This window comes from Butyricimonas sp. (genome assembly GCF_019423355.1).
GTDB classification, from domain to species: Bacteria; Bacteroidota; Bacteroidia; order Bacteroidales; family Marinifilaceae; genus Butyricimonas; species Butyricimonas faecihominis.
The window spans coordinates 154,955-174,875 of record NZ_JAHZBP010000005.1 but is presented as its reverse complement, the minus strand read 5'-3'; the positions used below and the strand labels follow the sequence as shown (position 1 = coordinate 174,875).

13 protein-coding genes are annotated in these 19,921 nt (G+C 44.8%); all 13 read right to left on the bottom strand.

The window, feature by feature from the left end:
- Positions 1–24: 24 nt before the first annotated feature.
- Entirely contained in the window at positions 25–465 is a 441-nt protein-coding gene (locus QVC79_RS08730; RefSeq protein ID WP_270542090.1) for a response regulator, read from the bottom strand.
- Between the two features lie 497 nt (positions 466–962).
- Entirely contained in the window at positions 963–1,526 is a 564-nt protein-coding gene (locus QVC79_RS08725; protein ID WP_270594109.1) for an LOG family protein, read from the bottom strand.
- Positions 1,527–1,632: 106 nt separating this feature from the next.
- Entirely contained in the window at positions 1,633–3,591 is a 1,959-nt protein-coding gene (gene gyrB, locus QVC79_RS08720; RefSeq protein ID WP_270594169.1) for a DNA topoisomerase (ATP-hydrolyzing) subunit B, read from the bottom strand.
- A 165-nt stretch (positions 3,592–3,756) separates the two neighbouring features.
- Positions 3,757–4,641: a hypothetical protein gene (locus QVC79_RS08715; RefSeq protein ID WP_270594111.1), complete on the bottom strand. Its 885-nt coding sequence runs from the start codon at positions 4,639–4,641 to the stop codon at positions 3,757–3,759.
- 4 nt (positions 4,642–4,645) lie between these two features.
- Positions 4,646–5,236, bottom strand: coding sequence for a hypothetical protein (locus QVC79_RS08710; protein ID WP_087420300.1), 591 nt, complete (start codon positions 5,234–5,236; stop codon positions 4,646–4,648).
- Between the two features lie 7 nt (positions 5,237–5,243).
- The gene (locus QVC79_RS08705; RefSeq protein WP_164719670.1) at positions 5,244–5,783 is read right to left on the bottom strand and encodes a zinc ribbon domain-containing protein; all 540 of its coding nucleotides are present in this window, start codon (positions 5,781–5,783) and stop codon (positions 5,244–5,246) included.
- Positions 5,784–5,808: 25 nt separating this feature from the next.
- A complete protein-coding gene (locus QVC79_RS08700) occupies positions 5,809–7,464 on the bottom strand; it encodes a hypothetical protein (RefSeq protein ID WP_270594113.1) in 1,656 nt (551 codons plus the stop codon).
- On the bottom strand, positions 7,464–9,749 hold the full coding sequence (locus QVC79_RS08695) for a S8 family peptidase (protein ID WP_270594114.1): 2,286 nt from the start codon (positions 9,747–9,749) through the stop codon (positions 7,464–7,466). The genes QVC79_RS08700 and QVC79_RS08695 overlap by 1 nt, the downstream gene beginning before the upstream one ends.
- A gap of 4 nt (positions 9,750–9,753) precedes the next feature.
- On the bottom strand, positions 9,754–12,552 hold the full coding sequence (locus QVC79_RS08690) for a virulence factor SrfC family protein (RefSeq protein WP_270594116.1): 2,799 nt from the start codon (positions 12,550–12,552) through the stop codon (positions 9,754–9,756).
- Between the two features lie 21 nt (positions 12,553–12,573).
- A complete protein-coding gene (locus QVC79_RS08685; RefSeq protein ID WP_270594117.1) occupies positions 12,574–13,458 on the bottom strand; it encodes a hypothetical protein in 885 nt (294 codons plus the stop codon).
- The gene (locus QVC79_RS08680; RefSeq protein ID WP_270594119.1) at positions 13,455–16,472 is read right to left on the bottom strand and encodes a virulence factor SrfB; all 3,018 of its coding nucleotides are present in this window, start codon (positions 16,470–16,472) and stop codon (positions 13,455–13,457) included. The genes QVC79_RS08685 and QVC79_RS08680 overlap by 4 nt, the downstream gene beginning before the upstream one ends.
- A 23-nt stretch (positions 16,473–16,495) precedes the next feature.
- Positions 16,496–17,191, bottom strand: coding sequence for a zinc ribbon domain-containing protein (locus QVC79_RS08675; protein WP_270594122.1), 696 nt, complete (start codon positions 17,189–17,191; stop codon positions 16,496–16,498).
- Between the two features lie 24 nt (positions 17,192–17,215).
- Positions 17,216–19,810, bottom strand: coding sequence for a tetratricopeptide repeat protein (locus QVC79_RS08670; protein ID WP_270594123.1), 2,595 nt, complete (start codon positions 19,808–19,810; stop codon positions 17,216–17,218).
- Positions 19,811–19,921 lie beyond the last annotated feature (111 nt).

Genomic DNA, 19,921 nt, shown 5'->3' with positions numbered 1-19,921 from the left:
ACTTTTGGGTTACTCCTTTTCTGTTCATGAATTTCGTTTGAATCTATCCCAGAATGTTTTCCGTTTTTCTGCCTTTGGCGCTTTCAAGCGATTCATTTCCTTTCTTTCCTGAGAACGTCGAAATGCCGTCTTGATACGCCATTCCACTTCTTGCGAGTTACGAGTTCCTTTATCAATACACTCATCAACCCCCTCATTCAAAAGGCTGTAATCCGGCAGGCCGCTATACATCACGATGGCAATATCATCTCCCGCTTCCCTAACAAGACGCATCACTTCTTCACCTTGCATTTTCGGCATATCTCCATCTAGAAGTAATAAATCATAACGACCTTTTTGATATTCGTCCCAAGCTTCCTGTCCATCCTCTACCGAGGATACGTTAAATCCACACTCTTTTAAACGCCTAATTTCAAATTTCCGTGTAAACTCATCATCTTCCGCATACAAAATCTTAATTTTCATATCTCACGTATTTAGTTATTCTTTCAACAAAGGAAAGGTTTATTTTTCTAATATAAAGAATTCAAATATGATAAAACTATGAGAATTTTTAGAAAATAGAGATCCGGACACCCCGACCTATTTCAACATTGTCTCACCGTAGTCTCACGCTTAGCATCATTAAATATCGGGTACAAATCAACTGGAAGTTACCGTCCCCGCCTCGGTAAGTTATCGTTAACTTATCGAATACTTATCGAATAGTTACGCACGCAACACTAGTGAGAGTATACTGAAAACCAAAAGAATAACTAACGAAATAGGACCCATTCACACTTACCACACAAAACATTAATTAACAGATTACCTATTTTATCCCAATAAATAAAGGGTGACAAAAGCCACCCTTTACATTCTAAACTAAACTAACCAAACTTTTGTATCACTACAATAGTCAACTCATACGCTATATTAGCTTTGTAAATATAGAATATAAATATTAAAAAAACAAGTTTTTTTTAATATTTACTTGAAAAATCTTTAGCCTGATAATTCTCGATATACTCCACAGCCTCTTCCACCGTACTTACGACGACATACAACCCATCATAGGCCTTCGACACGAATCCTTCCTTGCGAATATTACTGATAAAAAGGAAAAAATACTCGTAAAAATCGTTCGTATTAAGGAAAATAATTGGTTTATTATGTATTCCAAGCTGTTTCAAGGTAATCACTTCCGTGATCTCTTCCAGCGTTCCCCATCCCCCGGGTAAAGCGATAAAAGCATCTGCTTTTTCACGCATCATGCTCTTTCGTTCTTTCATATCGGGAGCCACGATTAATTCCGAAATACCTTCTGCCGAAACACCCCGGTCCACGATGCATTGCGGAATGATCCCGGTCACCTCACCCCCACCATTTTTCACGGTATCCGACACCTCACGCATCAACCCGCAATTTGTTCCGCCATACAGCAACTCCCATCCCCGTGTCACGATCTCTTTCCCCAAATCAGCCGCAGCCTTAAAATACACGTTATCGACACTCTCTGACGATGCACAAAACACACAAATTTTCATAGATTAAAAGTTACAGGTTGCAAGTTATTCATTTCATAAAACAAGTTGCAGATTAATAGTACAAACCTGTAACCCATTAACCTGCAACTTGGAACTACATTGGCGCTTAAGCGTCAATGTTAGCGTATGTAGCGTTCTGTTCGATAAACTGTCTACGAGGCGGCACATCGTCCCCCATAAGCATGGAGAAAATACGGTCTGCCTCGGCAGCATTCTCAATCGTCACCTGACGCAACGTTCTGCCCTCGGGAGACATAGTCGTGTCCCACAACTGTTCTGCTGTCATTTCACCAAGACCTTTGTAACGCTGGATATGCAAACTGCTCTCTTTACCCGCTCCCATTTCCTGAATCAATTGCAAACGCTGTTCTTCCGTCCAGCAATAGCGTTGCTCCTTTCCTTTCTTCACGGAGTAAAGAGGCGGGGTTGCGATATACAAGTAACCGTTTTCAATTACCGATCTCATGTAACGGAAAAATAATGTCATGATCAACGTGGCAATGTGCGCCCCGTCAACGTCGGCATCGGCCATGATCACGATCTTGTGGTAACGTATTTTTTCCAAATTAACCGCTTTACTATCTTCGGCCGTACCAATCGTGATTCCCAAAGCTTGGAAGATCATCTTGATCTCCTCACTTTCCCACACGCGATGGGCCAACGCTTTCTCCACGTTCAGGATTTTACCTCTCAATGGAAGGATCGCCTGAAATTTACGGTCACGCCCTTGTTTAGCTGTACCCCCTGCCGAGTCTCCCTCGACAAGGAATATCTCGCAGTTCTCCGGGTTATTATCCGAACAATCCGCCAATTTGCCGGGCAAACCGGAACCGGAAAGCACCGTCTTCCGTTGCACAAGTTCACGGGCTTTACGGGCCGCGTGACGAGCTTGTGCGGCAAGGATTACCTTGTCCACGATAGCACGGGCATCTTTCGGATGTTCCTCCAGATAATTTGCTAATGCGACACTTACTGCTTGAGCCACGGCCGACCCGACCTCAGTATTACCTAACTTGGTCTTGGTCTGTCCCTCGAATTGAGGTTCTGCCACCTTCACGGAAATAATAGCTGTCAGACCTTCACGGAAATCCTCCCCGCTAATATCAAACTTCAACTTGCTTAACATCCCGGAATTATCTGCATACGTCTTCAAGGTTTGCATCACTCCCCGACGGAATCCGGCAAGGTGTGTTCCCCCCTCTATCGTGTTGATATTATTCACGTAAGAGTAAACATTTTCCTTGAACTCCGTGTTGTAATGCATGGCCACCTCGATCGGAATTCCATTCTTTTCGGTCGTGATATGAATGGTTTCGTCAATCAATTTCTCCCGGGTTTCATCCAAGTATTCCACGAATTCACTCAATCCTTTTTCCGAGTAGAAAACTTCTGACTTAAACTCGTTCGTGTCCGGATCAATCGTCCGTTTATCAGTTAACGACAAACGGATCCCCCGGTTCAGGTAAGCCAACTCCCGCAAACGGGCAGCTAAAATATCATATTTATATTCTGTTACATAAAATATAGAATCATCCGGCTTGAAATAGATCGTCGTACCCGTCCGATCCGTCTCGCCAATCACTTGCACATCTGCTAACGGGAATCCTTTACTGTACTCTTGGCGCCAGATTTTACCTTCACGATAAATGGTTGCGACCAATTTCGTGGAAAGTGCGTTCACACAGGATACACCCACCCCGTGAAGTCCCCCGGAAACCTTGTAAGAACCTTTATCAAATTTACCACCGGCATGCAGAATCGTCATCACGACTTCCAGTGCCGAGCGATTCTCTTTCTGGTTCATTCCCGTCGGAATTCCACGTCCATCGTCAGACACGCTGATCGAGTTATCCTCGTTAATCGTTACATCGATATTTTTACAATAGCCAGCCAACGCCTCGTCAATCGAGTTATCGACCACCTCGTACACCAAATGATGCAATCCTTTCGTATTAACATCTCCAATATACATGGACGGACGCATACGAACGGCCTCCAACCCCTCCAACACTTGAATACTATCAGCCGAATACTCGTTATTCGTTTGCTCTATTTCTTCACTCATGTTCTGCTCTAATTCTTCACTCATATGATATATTTAATTGTTTTTTCTTATTTCTTATATTCGCTAAACTGTTCATTCACAGCCGGAATTTCATTCCGACACAAAACATACAAATATACGAAAAATTCATGTAACTTTAGCGAAATCAAGCGAGATTATACAAGATTATCTTTGAAACAATTTCCACTGGAGAACTTCTCCTTTCACGAAAAGAGACTCCTTTCGGAAGGCAACTTTCTGTTCGCTATTCATTTTCTGCACGGCAGAGATCAGCCAGCCAGAATTGTACTCGGCCCGGTTGAAAAATTCGATCGTGAACATATAATTTTTCACCTGCAAACAATAGTACTTTATAGATTCGATTTTTTGTAGTTCTGCCGTCCCGCTGTACGTCAACCAAGAGAAAAGAGTCAGGTAATCCGGCTGAATCCCCTTTGCCCAATAGGTTACCAACGAAGTGTCTGCTACCATATTACTTGAAAGTTCCATGAAGTTCAATTCATTATTAGCCGGGCCGATAAAGAAAAGAGAATCTACTTTCGGCGTGAAAGCCTTCTCGTTAAAAGGGCTACATCCCACGATAACCCATCGGCTATCGCCCTGTTCCCCTTGTTGAACTTTTAATGTCAAATTCACGCGTTCTTCCTTTCCCTTTATCTTGATTTTACAGGTAAGCACGGCATACCAATCCGGATCATAAAAAGATAACAGGGTGGAATCCTTCACAACCTGTTTCACGAATTCCTTTACAACCGGACTTTCCACCAATTTCTCGTTTCGTTGATTTACTAGGAATTGAATCATCATTTCCCGATCCTTCATTACCGTAACCATCTTTTCCAACAAAACGGAATCTAGATTCTCCTGCTGAAACGCATGTACCGTGTATTTCCCGTTAAAACGCTGGAAAAACTCGTCCAACATTTTAACACGCATCGTCAACACGTTATTTATTGCCCTGTCATCGTCAAGACCTTGAGCCGCCAGAGTAACGCTCTGCAAACCACAAATAACGAGAAAGATGTATTTATATAAATTCAGTATTTTCAAGGTATTATATATTATTGTCCGTGATCGAAATATCCCCCAGTTTTACTTCGTAATACGTGCCTTCCGGCTTTTGAATAGGAACAAGTATGATCTGTATGTTCTTTTGCACGACATCGGAATAGGGACGATCACCTTCTCCCGTAAACTTTTGGCTCATGGAAACCACAGCCTCGTACTTCCCATCCGGACGTTTCTTGAAATTAGAAATGAAAAAGACATCATAAAAACGGATCGTCACTTTATCGTACACTTTCTCGGACAAAAAAGCAAGTTTCACCAAATACTGACGAACTTTTAGTTTCCGGGGCTTGGGCCGGGATGTTGAATTTACCTCTACGATACGGTTTTCATCTGAAAATAGACGTACGGCATTTTCGACTGCCGCGTTCTTGGCTGTTTTAGAAGTATTCTGATCGTTCTTCACCAAGACTTCCAGATAATTCTGTAATGATTGTATCTTGTTTATGGCCTGCTTTTTAAATTCCTCACCACTAATCTCGTTCGATGGGAATAACTTATTCCTGAAAGTCTGGGCAGAAGTACTCAAAACGGCCAGCGTACAGACGCACGTGAATAGTAAAACTCTCTTTATCATAGTCATATCATTTTGTTACCACTAATTCGGTTATTTTCTTCGCATCATTCTTGGTCACGGAAATGACCTGATATACTTCCCCCGTTAACCATAAATGATTCAAAAACTCCTTGGGAGTAGAACGCTGACCGATAAACCTATCCTCCACGCAGACGGAATCAGGTGCGGCAAAGTCACTTAAAACCGTGTTCAACTGGGCGGGTGGTTGCGATAAATCTACATGTCCGGCAGACACCTCGCCTAAGTTTTTCTGGATAAGCTCTATGATCTGGTCATTATTAGCAACGGGAGTTTCCGGGGTATTAACAGGATAGAAATACCACACGGCAAAAGCCACCGCCAACAGAACAACGACTAAGGTAGATATTCCGGCTATTTTTGCCACGTTAGCTCCTTGTTTCTTCCCACAATAGATGCAATATTTATATCCCGGATTCAACCAATTATGACAAGCCTTGCACGAGTGGGCTCCATTCAACACCAAACCACATTCCACGCAATATAACGCATCAGAATCATTATCATGACCACATCGAGAACATTTCATAACACTACACATTTATCTATATACATCAATCAAATTTCTTGGTAAAAATAATCATATTTTCCCTTAATCTATCAAAAACAAGTACAGTATCTATCACTTGCTCAAAATTATGAGCTTGAATTGTTATTCTAAACGGACAAGTGTTCGATACCCGTTTATTATACATCTGCACCCCCACTTGAATTTCTCCCCGGGGCAACTCGTCAAAGAATATATTTTCCTGAGGATTCGCTATAGCCATTTCCGGTTTTGCATTTGCATCTACATCCAAAGTTCCTGTACAACCGCCACAAACCTGTCGTTTACGCTTGTAATAGATCGTATCCGAACAGGGATTAATCACGAGCAAATCCAAATCATCCGTGCTACCCCACTGCAAATTTATTCTCAAAGAACCTCTTTCACCCCGCAACACGGTATCTCGGGGAGGTTCCGCCAATGAATCCGGTGGAGCCGGAACAGTCTCCCGGTGCGTAACAGTAGAATCCGGTAAAACAGGGACACCTGTCGGTCGCTGACACGAACAACTGCAATCCCGCAACAGCCATAATAACAGAAGTAATAACAATATACCCAACAACCAAAGCCACCAAGGTCTTTTTTTCTTGGGATAAACCGTCATTTGATAATAGTCTGCATCCGGCACGATCTTTAATTTCCCGGGAGCATCACCGATCTTCATTTTCACTTTTTTAGTTCCCCAGACATCATGCAGATAGAAATTACCATTCTCATCCGTTGTTGTCCGGAGATTAATTCCTTCCCCCCAAACATGCACGGGAACTCCTGTCAGCACCTCGTTCAAATGATTCATTACATGCACCGTCTTCCGGTTATGCGGAAGCGGAGCCTCTGCTGGTTGTTTCACACCCAACGGGGGTACCGGAGGCGGGGTTCCTTGTTTGGGCGGAACCGGGGGAACCGGAGGAGGCATTGGCTTATCCTCTGCCTCCAAAACCAACTGGTATTTCGCATGATCCAACACGTTAAACCCCTTCAAGAAACGTTGTTTCGCTTCTTCCCGCACGTCATAAGCCTCGAAAGAAGTCCCGACAGGCAAAGAAAAATTACATTTTCCATTCCCGTCAGTCATCGCTTTCCAAGTACGTTCTCCTTGCTTGAAATGCAGTAAAACTTGGCTTGCCGGAGTTCCATCCGTATAAATGCAATCGATCATGACATTTCTCAAGGGTCTTATCTTCTGGATAATCCCCATTTCAGCATTTGACGTGTTGCTCAAAAACCCCCATTCCGTTAGCACGAAATGTAACGTACCGTCCGACAAGCGACTCATGTACACGCAATCTTCCAGCGAGGGGATCTCGATACATTGCAACAATAATTGATAAAATGCCACGTAATCGGGATTCTTCACCCCATGATCCGGATTAAAATGGGCCAGCACGGCATCAATCTTCTCTTTTAGAGCGGATTTTATTTCGTCCTGAACTTGTGGAGAACAGGACGCAAAAACAACCCGCAAAGGAGAAAACTCTTCCTCGTATTCCGTGTACCAGCTAATTTGTTTCTTAAAACGGTCAATACTGGGTTCCGCAAAAATACGATATTCCTCATTCCTTCCTAGATTACTCTTTATTTGACGGTACAAAGCTATCAATTCCAGATTGTCCCTGACAATAGGAACAACATGCTCCAATCCGGTTGTCCTCAGTAGTAGCATCAGTGTTGATTTAATTGTTTTTTCAAACGCTCGATCTCCCGTTCTAAACTGTCTATTTTACGAGTACATGGATCCGCGAGCAAGGGATTATTCTTCTGAAGATAGGCCATCGCTTTATCTACTTGCAACAAGTTTCCGATTTGCTTACGTACCCCGTTCCCCGGCAAAGGTATGGCTGTCTTCACTAAAGCCTCCTTAACGTCCGTAAACTTGACATCATCCCCAAGTGAAAACAGCAAAGCTGCCGCTCCGGCAACAATGGGAGTTGACATACTCGTTCCTTGTAAAAAATCATACTTATTATCCGGGATGGCATTATAGATACTCATACCGGGGGCGCAAATGGATACATATTTCCCAAAATTCGAGAACCAAGCTGGCTCGGCATTTACTCCGACAGCTCCTACATATAAAACTTTATCGGAACGTTTCATCGGGTCAACGACGGTCAATATGTTTTCATTTCCCGCACATTCCACCACCAACACACCACATTCCTCTGCATAGACATATAATTCATTCCAGAACATTCCCTCTTCAACGAAAGTAGTTTGCCCGATCTGTTCCTGCACATCCCACGGCAGCTGGTCCGTTCCCTCCCGAGGATTACTCCCGATGGAAATACTTATAACTTGTACCCCTTGTTTTAAAGCGTACAGGAAACCTTTGATGATGGCAGACGTCGGCATACTCCCGTCCTCAACTCCCACCTGTATCGGCATCACTTTACATCCCGGGGCTATTCCGGAAACCCCCACTCCATTTATGGCTCCAACAACCAACGAGGCCACGTGGGTCCCATGACGCTGTGTTCCCCCATACGTGTTCACATCCGGCGAATTAGTCATAATATTCCAAGGATCGACACATTGACCTTTCAACTCTTCGTGTTCCAAATCGAAAGCGTTATCAATGACCGCGACAACAACATCCTCCCTTCCCATCGTCACATCCCATCCCTGAAAAGCCCGGATGAGTTTAAAATAATAAGACTCATCCGCATCCTTAAAACCCGGCTCATCCGGTATCACTTCCGCACCAAAGACGCCTTCCGTGAAAACCATCCGGACTCCCGTCAACTTTTGCAGTCTTTCTTTCCAGACAACAATGTCATCCGTGGCGAATTGTACTTGCAACAAGTTAGCCAGCGTGTCGCAATACACGACTTGAGCTTGATCCGCATACCTTGCATTGAAATCTTCCAGAAACTCTTCTATCGTATTGTCCCGGTTAATAATAACATTCAGGCGATTACCCACAATAGGACGCTGCAATGTATCTCCCGGCATGGGACGTACATCATCTCTATTAATAGGAAGGGGCGTCTCCGGAATCTGTTCCCTTCGGACAGGCGGCACCGGATTCTGCCGATCTCGGTCGCCCGAACGATCTTGGTCACGTCCCGGTACCGGATTCGTTGAAATATGAGTGGTCTCATCCCGGCCTGTTGAACCTCCACAACGAGAGTTATTCAACAGGAAAAACAATAATAACAGGAGTAATAAGGCTAGTAAAATCCACAATAAACGTTTCCACCATTTTCCCCACCAAAGTCTCCAGCGAGACGCTTTCTTTACTTTTACATCCTTCGTAATCGTGGTTGTTTCATCCGTTATCTTTACATCCTTTTCATGTTCCTCCACGTTTTTGTTTATCTCCTTATTCTTTTCGGGAATAGGCGGTGGAGTAACAACAGGTTCTTTCACGTCTCCCGTGATGCCAGTAGTTCCAGTATCCGGCACAGGCGGAGGCATCACCTTCGTCGGAGGTTCCGGGGGTGTCAGTTGGGGGCGGAATCGACTCAATGCATCCCGCAAGCTAAAACTTTTCTTGCTTAACTCATCAGAAACGAATCCCCATAAAACCAAGATCACTTGCCCGTTACCCCAATAAATAGATTCATATCCCGGGACTCGGAATGCCAGATGCAGAATCTCACCCATCTGTTTGTGAGAAGTCTCCCCGCTTTGCAATAACTGATCCGCGAATGCTGTCACTTTTTCCAGCATCCCGGAGAGTTGATTGGCAGCCTGCTCTTGTTCCTCCGGCCCGAGTTTATCAAAAGAGCGGTATTCCTCCACGTTCTCGGCATACCAAACCCCGTATCGAACTCCATTTTCACCATCCATCACGGAAGGTTCTGCCAGCACGTTTGCAAACTCTCGACTGAATTGAGAACCTAACAAATTCTTAATTGACGCATATCGACCGAAAACCGTATCACCATACCACAGTAGAGGACGATAATTCTCTAATTTTATCTTAAACAACTCACGACTTTTCATACCCTTAATCTTCCTGTATCGAATGAATAATCTCACCTAGTTTAGACATCGACTTCAAATTCGATTTATTATCTACTTTACTCTTGAAGTAAACATTGGCCACGAACGATTCCACCAAACCGGTTCGCCAACTCTGGGCAATATCCATTCCTTCCTCCCCCGGAGTAAATATCGGTGTACCGGATGATTTCTGAACCGGACGTTCAGATACAGGAACCCATATCCATCCCAAAGAGAACACGAATTGATTTATAACGGAAGAGGCGATACGAGTCACCAACTCGAAATTCTGATTCCGAGATACATCATAACTCTCCACTTGGCTCCGAAGAGCATCCACTAAACGCTCTTTCAACCCTACCCGTTCATAATTATCTTTCAGAACCCCCACAACCTGTACAAAGGCCACCGGGTTCACAATACAAAACTCCTCCTTCAAACGAGAACTGTCCATACTGTCGATGTGCCTCAACCACTCCCCTACCAGACGATTTACAAACTGGTACACCGGATCATTCTCTTTTGTCCGATCGTAGAAAGCCAAAGCATGTAAATCAGCCTCATCAATGCCAGCCTCTCCGATCACCTCCAGCAACATCTTTTCATCATCAATATCCGTAACCGTCTTTAACTGTGAAATAATTTCCTCGTAACGAGTTTTCCCGGGGACAACTTGAATACCGTAGCTATCCAGTAAATCTACCAATACTTGGTTATCCGACACGTTTACTTGGCTCACTTCTTTCTGCACCGCGAACTGCCCGTTCACGAACTCCTGGTACACTCTTCTCGCCACATAATCCGGACAAGACAAAGCGGTAATAAATTTCCCTGTTCGCTGCTCGGAGATCATCTTACCAATCAGTAGGTTAGTCTGTAAAGCATTCTTTTTCGCCTTACTCAACTCCACTTCAATATTTCCCCCCACGTAATACTGTTCCAATTCATTCAGCACGATCTTACGTACCTGTTCCACGGCATCCTCTATTTGTTTTTTCTTGATACGGGGATCTGTTACCGGGGTCAGGTAGGGCATCATATAATCAATACCACTATGATTCGGCTGAATCATATCATCCCAACAAGCCTCCGGCTTATCCACCAAAGAACGTACATTCTCGTCGGTCACGAAGGACTCCCTCATATAGCTCATCATAACTTCAAACTCTTCCTTTAATCCCTCTTCCCACACGTGGGTTTCCCCTCCCCGGTTCTTAAAATAAGCTTTAGAGAACATCGGATTTCTCAAAATGAAAACATTCTTGAATGAGTCCTTATCCGTCCATTTTTTGGTCCACACGTCTGTCATCTGCTTCGTGTAGGCCTGACTGAAATTATCATCAAAACGGCCATTCCATATACTATAATACCCCTCTTTTTTCATGGCATTTCCCTTATCAAATGCCGTGTTGAACTTAGAAAGGATAACAAACAACGGATTAGCGTAATCCTGTCCGGTCAACATCTTCGTATCGCTCTCTTTACGGGCACGAGCCTCCGGACTTTCCCCATGTATTCCATGAATCCACTCCAGAATCAAATGCGGCAACTGTGCCACCTCGTGATTACCATCTCCCAGAACCAAGCACAAGGAACTGATACCAAAGTTTAAACTATAATAATCAAACAGGTAAGACACCCGCCCCCGCAAAAACACTTTCAACTGATCCTCAAATCCCTTCACGACGAAATCTCTCTCTTTGAACATATCAGCCGAACGTTCTCCCGGGAAATCCAATATATCTGCATTCTTCAGAAAATCACGACTATGATCTTCCAACACGTTCGTGGGTAATGTCAATACCAATTCGGAAATAAGCGCGCTCAATATCGTCCGATCTATATTCGCCAACTTACCACCGGCAGAAACTTCCAGTGATTTGGTTCGCACTCCCGTCCGGGCATTCTTCCGGCACCATTCCTCTTCACTCTCCTTGATCTCGGAGTAACGACTCACGTCGATGATAGAAACTTCTCTCGGAACCAAAGCGTCAAAACCGACATAAGCCATATTGGCAAAATTCAACGTACTCAATCCCCGGCTCAACAAAATAAACAAATCATTGAAGAAGTCATGTTTACCCCACACGAACTGCAACAATTCATACCGTTTATCCCAAGACACGTATGGCAATATCTCAGCCGCCCTTTCCCAGAAAGACATCTCGTCCAACGTGCGAATGATATATTTATCTCCTAACTTCATGGATAAATACTCCTTGATACCCATAATCTGGTCCTCGTCAATCTCCGGATAAGGTGTCTCCCGCATCTCTCCCCTCAAATCAGCCAACACCTTTTCCACCTCTCCCAGCAATTGCTCTCTCGGGCAAGTCGCGGGTTCTATAATATTTTTATGAAATCCCACGGCAATAATCTTCACCAAATCCACCTGACTGAACAATTTCACCATAATCGGCTTATCCGCCGGTTGTCCCACGTGTCGCTCCACGGTGAATCGAGTAACCAATCCGGTAGATTCTTTTCCGCCGGGAGGATTGATCTGATCTGTAAAATCATACATTTTCCCGGTCGCATCGTCCGCCACGTACATCACTTCATCGCTGGAACTCTTTGCCAACAGCCCCACCATAAAAGACTTACCCGCCTGACTGGGACCGAACAAAGCCACGGCCGGCTTTAAATGTGTTGCCCGTTCCAACTTCTTAATCTCCCGGTTTAACTTTTTCAGTTTAGCAAGGGAGGCTCGCTGCTTTTCTTCGGATGCGAACTCTTCCATCCACCGGAGGGCAGAACTTATTCCTCGTCCAACGATCTGGCATTTAGCAACTATATCTTTCATATCCTATATCTTTCTATATTGTTAACAAACCTCGATTTCCGCGTATTTCACTGTCTGGTAGGAAGAACGGTTTACCACGGCAAACGTTCGCCCTTCCAGTATCTGGTTTCCCCCGATAGATGCGGCGTTGTGAATCCTTAAATCAATTTCTTTACTCTCTTCCGGTGAAATAAACAGGTAATCCGAAACCCTCGAATTACACAATTTAGCCAACTGCTCCAACACGGCCCGTCGCTGGGGAATATAAAGTCCCGTTAAGGCCTCCAACACACGTGTCAAGGCGACATGCAAAATTTCCATTTTCTCTTCCTCCTCACCCTCTTTCTGCAAAGCTTGCGCTAAAATTCCCCAAGTCTTTGCCAGCGCCACGCAAAAGGCAGACAAAGCCTCGGAAGGATTCTTTATATCCTCTTTCAACAACTGATTTATGGTCTGAATCTCCACGGCTTCTCCGGAGAAAACGGCATCCACCACGACATCAATTCCCACGGATGCAGCCACTTTCTTTTTCAAGCTGTTCACCTCTCTTTGCAAAGGCTCCAACTTCACCTCCAAAGCCTCTATCTCCCTTTTCTGTCGTTCACAATCAGCCGTTATATCCTGATTAGAAACCTGAATTTCCTCGGCAACGATCAATCTTTTCTGCAATTCTTGTATTTCCTGTTCCACACGTTGAACCAGCAACTCCAAGTCCTCCGACTTCAGAATTGTTTTTAAACCTGCTGTTAACCACCCCGTCACATCTTTCTTTTCCTCCAACATGGACACGTGCAAGTTTTCATTCTCTTCCAGACGTCGGAACACGTCCTCCCCCAGAAACGTCGTTAACCAAACTGCCAGACGCTCGGCATCGTCCCCTCTCGTTTCCAAGGACAACAAAGCGGATTTTTCTCTTGTCACATTCATAAGTCGTCCACGTTATCATTAATCGAGAAGATCCCTGAATCCAACCAATACCCCTGCTCATCTGCCAAGGTCTGTAACCGCAAAATCAGATACTCCGGTGACACGGCATGCCCGTCCCGATCATAAATAGTCCCCCGGATCTTTAACGCTTCCCGATTCCGTTCCGAACGCTCGATATTCACGGATAAAGGTAACTTATCCTTGATCATCTGGGCCTTTTCCGACGATGCAAAATCCAGTAAATACATGGGAGAGGCAACCCACTCCGTTGCCTCGAATTGCTTAAACCCGAGCAACATGGGACCATCGAAACGTAATTGTTTATTATTTTCGTTCTCATCAAAGCAAATAGATGCCAAGTGAGACTTTATCTTGTCATAAATACCGATATATTTAGCCGTTGACTCGAATTTCTCTTTTAACTTGCCGATGTCCAACCGGAAATTATCCAAGCGCATCAACTCCCCACTCATTAAAGCGATTGCCGCCCCCACGGCCACGCAAGTCTTCGGGTCTTTAATCTGCCCGGCATTATTCGAGAACGGGTACCATTCTCCAATTCGATAGTTACCCATGGGGATAACCCGTTCTGGCGGCACAGGCAAATACTTATAGAACAAATCTTTCACAACCGGTAAGGTCGTCGGACAACCGGAAAGCAACACGTAATCACATTCGTATGCTTTCAACTTCTTACACACATCCCCTAATAACTTTTCAATTACCTGCCCGATCACCTGATTGATAAAACGGTTATCAATATTCCACTTCACGTTCAATAAGTTAAATGAAGTAGCCCCATGATTTCTAAACTCGTCATTCACGTATTGAATCACTTGATTCACCGGATTTGCATGCTTATTGTCCGTGTAGAAATCATTGAAGGTATAGAAACAAGCATTTCTGTTTTCCCGCACATGATCCAGAATACCCAAGGCTATCGGGTAAGCCACCTGCGTGGAGAACATCAACTGTAATTGCTGCATTGTCCCGTTTTGTGTACCCAAGTGAGGACCGAACAGAAAATTCATACATTCGAAAGTGGACGTGCATCCCTGTTCCCGGGCATATTCCGCGATCGGGGGCAACACCACCCTTTCCACGATACTCTTCACGATGTCATCTCCTGCCAAGTTAAACCCTTCCCAAAAAAGCGGATCGGGAGAAAGCACCACGATATGTGCGTCCGGGTCTCTGGAATACTCGCAAACCATCACGTCCGTAGTACCGCCACCAATATCAATACTGGCAATCCGTACCGCATTCTTCTCTTTCAGATAATCCTGCCAAACCTGTGAATACTTGAAGAAGAGGCCCGCGTCTCCCCGGAAACGGTGCATGATCTCGCCATACACGAAAGCCAGCTGATTACAAGTAGCCTCATCATATCCCCAATTTTTACGTTTGGTCTTATCCACGCCAATATCTTTTGCCGACGGGATAATTTCTACCTCGTCAACCAATGAAGACGGGAAGTAATCTTTTAACAGACGAACGGCATCTTCGGCATGTTCCCGCAATATTTTCTTCTCCTCCTCCAACATGGCCGTGGGACAAGTGAATACAACCCGTTTCAATTTCCGGGCAAAATCTTTGTACATCGGTTTCAAGCGGGAATTCCCTCGAAACTCATGACTATTTATATAAGAAAGTGTTTGCAATAATATCTCGAACATGGCGAAAGTCATTAACGAACTCTTCGAATAGTTCGCCTCCATCGCCGCGATAGGCAACAGCCCTTCTCCCTTTTTCTCCAAATCTTCTCTAGCGCGTTCCAACAACACGCCGTCAGCCGTCAAATGATGGGACACACCGAATAAGGCCGATGCCGAATCCGCCTCTTTATTGGCCGGAACGACCATCCAACTCACCGGACGTTTCCGGGAATCCCACAAGTAACGTTTCGGACTTGACATATAGGAATTAGATTTCTGCCCGAAGATCACGGAATAACGCAACGCTTCTTTGCCCACCCGAACCAAGCTGGGCCAATTAAATATATTCTGGTCCCCGGCCTCCATACGGGCTATCCGGTTACCGAACACTTGCTCGTGAAAAGCGACCCGCATTTCAAAGGGTTCCCGATACAACCGATTCGGTTGACCCAAATCCCGTATTGCCACAGGTACCGCATTCGTGAACTGGAAAGGAGTCTCGTGATCTGTTTCAAAGATCACCCCACAAGTTCGGGAATTTCCAATATCCAACACTAAATCTACATCTATATCCTGCGTTCCCTTTTGTCCGGGAATCTCTATTTCTTCAAATACATTTGACCCCAACAGTACTTTTAACAGTTGGAAATAATACCCCACATGCGTGAACACCTTTTCCCGCTCGGAACCGGACAAGGGGACAATTTGCCGTAGCCAATTGTCAATCCACTCATTTCCATACCAATACTGGTACAAATCACTTTCAGCCCTAGGGACTGCAAAAAACTGGTTTGTACGAGCATTCTGTGCTTTCAAGCTCATGAAGCGATGTTGCCTCTCCGCTTCCGTCGTGTCAAAAGCAAACACCACGTGATGCGTGGCCCCCGTCTTTCCATGATCCAGCGTTCCGATCTTCGTGAACCACATCCGGGCCCAAGCTGTCGGCCCGTCATGAAATTTATCCCCGGCAGCCGTCTTTAATAAATACGGAACAGGTAACCACTTATTCTCAAAGCATTCTAATGCCTTCCGGGCCGGGATAGAAATAATCTCTTCTTCCGGAATACGGTGAATCACCCGATCCAGAATCTTCTCCTCGTCCATGACCTCCCACGTCTCTACGTTGATAGCCTCGGCATTGATAACCGTATTTCCCGACTCGCTTGGAGCCTTCTCTATATAACTGGAAATTCTCGATAAATAGTAGGGAAGTTTGAACAGAAAAACATCTTCGTCCTCCTCCTCTTCATCTTTCTCCTCGTAATACTCAAAAGGTCTGAACTTATTCAATTTATCATCAGAAAGATTCACTTCCTTCGTGATAAACTGTACACCGGAATTTGGAATAAGTGTTATCATGAACTTTATATTTTATATCATTATTATCGCTTTTTACCGCAAAATGGACAATAAATGGCATTTTTCGGCACTTCTCGTCCACATTTTCCACAACGCTCCAAAGGAACGAATGACTCCCCGCAATGTTTACAATACTGATTCGTGATACGCTGTTTCGTCTGACAACGTTTGCATACCACCATATCTTTTTCTTCTGGTTTTACCTCCGGTTCCTTGGGCGGTTCGGGCTTTTCATCCTGCTCTTTTTTCGGCTCCTCCACAGGTGCCTTGGGAGGCTCCGGCTTATCATCTTTCACCGGGGGAACATCCTCATTCTTCGGAGGCACGGGTGGTACCGGGGGAACAGGAGGAACCTCCACGTTCAATTTCCTTGCCACAAAATAGCAAGGTTCACTACGCCACCCGTCTCCACTTAACCAAGGATCCGGTAAATTCAACGCCCGACAGATACAAAAACAATGATCTGTTATCTGGTCCGATTCGGTAAATTCATATCCTTCCGGAACTCCTTCCTCCACGGTCATATCAGTGAATTTCCCGACAAACACGTAAGGGTCCGTCTGTTCCTTCTGAACATACACTTGGAAGTCATAAATTTTCTTTCCTTCGGTCAAATAAGTCACCAACCGGGGATCAATATAAAATTCACTCTCCTGCCCCTCGTGACTTGCTGAAAATCGAATCACCTTATCCCTGTATTCCCACTTCAATCTAGCCATATATTCTAATTTTTTATTCAATACTTATCGTCCCAACTCCTTCAATTTGGTCTTCGCCCGTTCCATCCCCCGATTCGCCGCCCGACGATACCATTTGGCAGCTTCATCCAAATTCTTGGTCACCCCGTAACCAAATTCATATAGCAAGCCAATGTTAAACTCCCCGTACATATTACCTTGATCCGCCGCTTTCCGATACCACTCCATAGCTTTAGCGTAATCCTTGGTAACGCCCTCTCCATTATAATAGATCGTTCCCAAACTACTCTGTGCATCGCTACTATTCTGTGCCGCCGCTTTTTCATACCACTGTTTAGCCAAAATAATATCCTTCGTTACCCCTCGTCCATTTTCATACATACGTCCCAAATTATACTGTCCATGCACATTCCCAGCATTTGCAGCTTTCCGGTACCATTCCACCGCTTTCGGAAGATTTACCTCCACCCCCTGCCCGTTCTCGAACAAAATACCCAAGCTATTCATGGCATAAGCATTTCCACTCTCAGCCGATTTCATATTCCACTTGTATGATTCCATATAATTCCGCTCCACCCCTTCTGCATTCTTATACATCCATCCCACCCAATTCTGAGCGTAATCATCCCCAGCATTCGCGGCTATCAAGTAATTCTTCAGTGCTTCTTGAAAATTCTTCTCTTTGTAATATTTATCCGCTTTATCCACGTAATATTTAATCTCCGTCTTAGATAAAGTTGTTCCCGTGTCTGACAGGGTTGCCAGCTTATCCTTGGCATTTTGATACCCTTGATCCGCAGCCTTACGATACCAACGGATCGCCTCATTCACATCCTTTCCAATACCTCTTCCCAGCTCGTACATCAATCCCATATTATATTGCCCAATCATATACCCCTGCTCTGCCGATTTGCGGAACCATTTCACCGCTTCCGATGCATTCACATCAACACCGACACCCGCCGAATACATGTACCCCAAACGATTGAGTACCCCCCCATCATTACCCGGAGCTGACAATTTATAATATTTCAATGCTTCCGTGTAATTCTTTTTATCGTAAAACTCATCCGCCATTTTCTCGTATTCCTTGTACGTCTTGCCGGAAGTAGAACTTGTAGTCGTCCCCGATAATACCTTTAGTTTCTCGATAGCCCGATCATATCCTTGATCAGCCGATTTCTGATACCACGTTTTGGCCTCCGCCATATTTTTCTCTATTCCCCAACCATTCTCACGCATCTCACCGAAAGAATATTGCCCGTACATATCACCACCGAGAGCCGACTGTTTATACCATTTCACGGCTTCCTTATGATCCTTCGCAACATCCAACCCACAAAAATACATCACCCCCATAAAGTACTGCGCACCCGCATCACCAGCGTCGGCAGCTTTTCGGAACCACGTCATCGCCTCTCGATACTGTTTATCATTATAATACTTGTAAGCCTTGCTCTTCCAATCTCCTATTTCACTGGCAGAAGCCGATACACCAACCTCCAAACTGGCCAACTTATCTTTGGCTTTTTGATACCCTTGATCAGCCGCTTTCTGATACCATCTCCTAGCCTCCGTCATATTTTTTTCAACCCCGTATCCGTTTTCATACATTTCTGCCAAATAATACTGGCCAAAATCACTTCCCTGATCCGCAGCTTTTCGATACCATTTAACGGCCTCGGTTTCATCCTTCGTCACACCGAAACCATACCGGTACATGATAGCAAGCCAACTCTGCCCGGTACTATTCCCTTGCTGGGCCGCCTGCATGAACCATTTAAATGCCTCGTTATAATCCTTCGTCACCCCTTCTCCCGAATAATACGCATCACCCAGATTCACCTGTCCGGAAGCATTACCGCCATTTGCTGCCATTCGATACCATTTCACCGCCTCTACCGCATTCTCCGTCACCCCAAGTCCTTTCTTGTATATCCATCCGACCATCGTCGCTGCCCGAGCATTCCCGGCCTCCGCGGCCTGTTTATAATAGGGCAAAGCCGAGGTGTAATTCTCGGCATTGTAATATTTATCTCCTTGTGCGATCCACTCGCTCGCGTTGCCCTCGTTCCTGACCACCGTCTGTTGCTGTTCCCGCAACAAATCCATCGAGGATACGGCAAAATTACCATTTTCTGACTGCCAGTAGTACACGTTATACACCCTTGACGGCATTGTTCTCTCTTGATTCGTGTTCAAGTCAACAAACGTGATGGCAACCTTTACCGGTAGTTTAAACTCCCCGCTCGCCAAACGCACGTACGGGGCAATCTCCTCCACGCTCATGTTAAACGTCACCCGGGGCAAGACTACCGGAATTGTCCTTAGAAACTCCATTACATCCAGATAATTATCCTGCGTTTCCACCCCGATCTTCAAGAAATCGTACATTTTGGCTTGCTCCGACCGGAAGAACACCCGGATCAACTTCACCCGCCTCGTCCTCAACACGTTCTCATTCTCGTAATAAATATCCGAACTGTACATGGATAATGCTGCAATCATATTTTGCACGTGTTCCTCCATCGCCACCTGATACTCCCGCCGTAACAAATTATCTTCCTGTTGGGCAAACACCCGGCTTATTCCCAACAAACATAACAACATACAGACAATACTTATCGTCCGATTTCTCATATCATTTATTTTTATTCTATATTATACCTAAAAGCTCTCGCTCTTAATATTATCTCACTATTCTTATCATGAATTAATTCCACACACAGAACCCTTCCATCCTTGCCACAA

Coding starts and splice junctions, on each gene's coding strand:
- QVC79_RS08670 (WP_270594123.1), bottom strand. CDS start 19,810: ATGAGAAATCGGACGATAAGTATTGTCTGTATGTTGTTATGTTTGTTG.
- QVC79_RS08675 (WP_270594122.1), bottom strand. CDS start 17,191: ATGGCTAGATTGAAGTGGGAATACAGGGATAAGGTGATTCGATTTTCA.
- QVC79_RS08725 (WP_270594109.1), bottom strand. CDS start 1,526: ATGAAAATTTGTGTGTTTTGTGCATCGTCAGAGAGTGTCGATAACGTG.
- QVC79_RS08685 (WP_270594117.1), bottom strand. CDS start 13,458: ATGAATGTGACAAGAGAAAAATCCGCTTTGTTGTCCTTGGAAACGAGA.
- gyrB (WP_270594169.1), bottom strand. CDS start 3,591: ATGAGTGAAGAAATAGAGCAAACGAATAACGAGTATTCGGCTGATAGT.
- QVC79_RS08705 (WP_164719670.1), bottom strand. CDS start 5,783: ATGAAATGTTCTCGATGTGGTCATGATAATGATTCTGATGCGTTATAT.
- QVC79_RS08695 (WP_270594114.1), bottom strand. CDS start 9,749: ATGAAAAGTCGTGAGTTGTTTAAGATAAAATTAGAGAATTATCGTCCT.
- QVC79_RS08730 (WP_270542090.1), bottom strand. CDS start 465: ATGAAAATTAAGATTTTGTATGCGGAAGATGATGAGTTTACACGGAAA.
- QVC79_RS08700 (WP_270594113.1), bottom strand. CDS start 7,464: ATGCTACTACTGAGGACAACCGGATTGGAGCATGTTGTTCCTATTGTC.
- QVC79_RS08710 (WP_087420300.1), bottom strand. CDS start 5,236: ATGATAAAGAGAGTTTTACTATTCACGTGCGTCTGTACGCTGGCCGTT.
- QVC79_RS08680 (WP_270594119.1), bottom strand. CDS start 16,472: ATGATAACACTTATTCCAAATTCCGGTGTACAGTTTATCACGAAGGAA.
- QVC79_RS08690 (WP_270594116.1), bottom strand. CDS start 12,552: ATGAAAGATATAGTTGCTAAATGCCAGATCGTTGGACGAGGAATAAGT.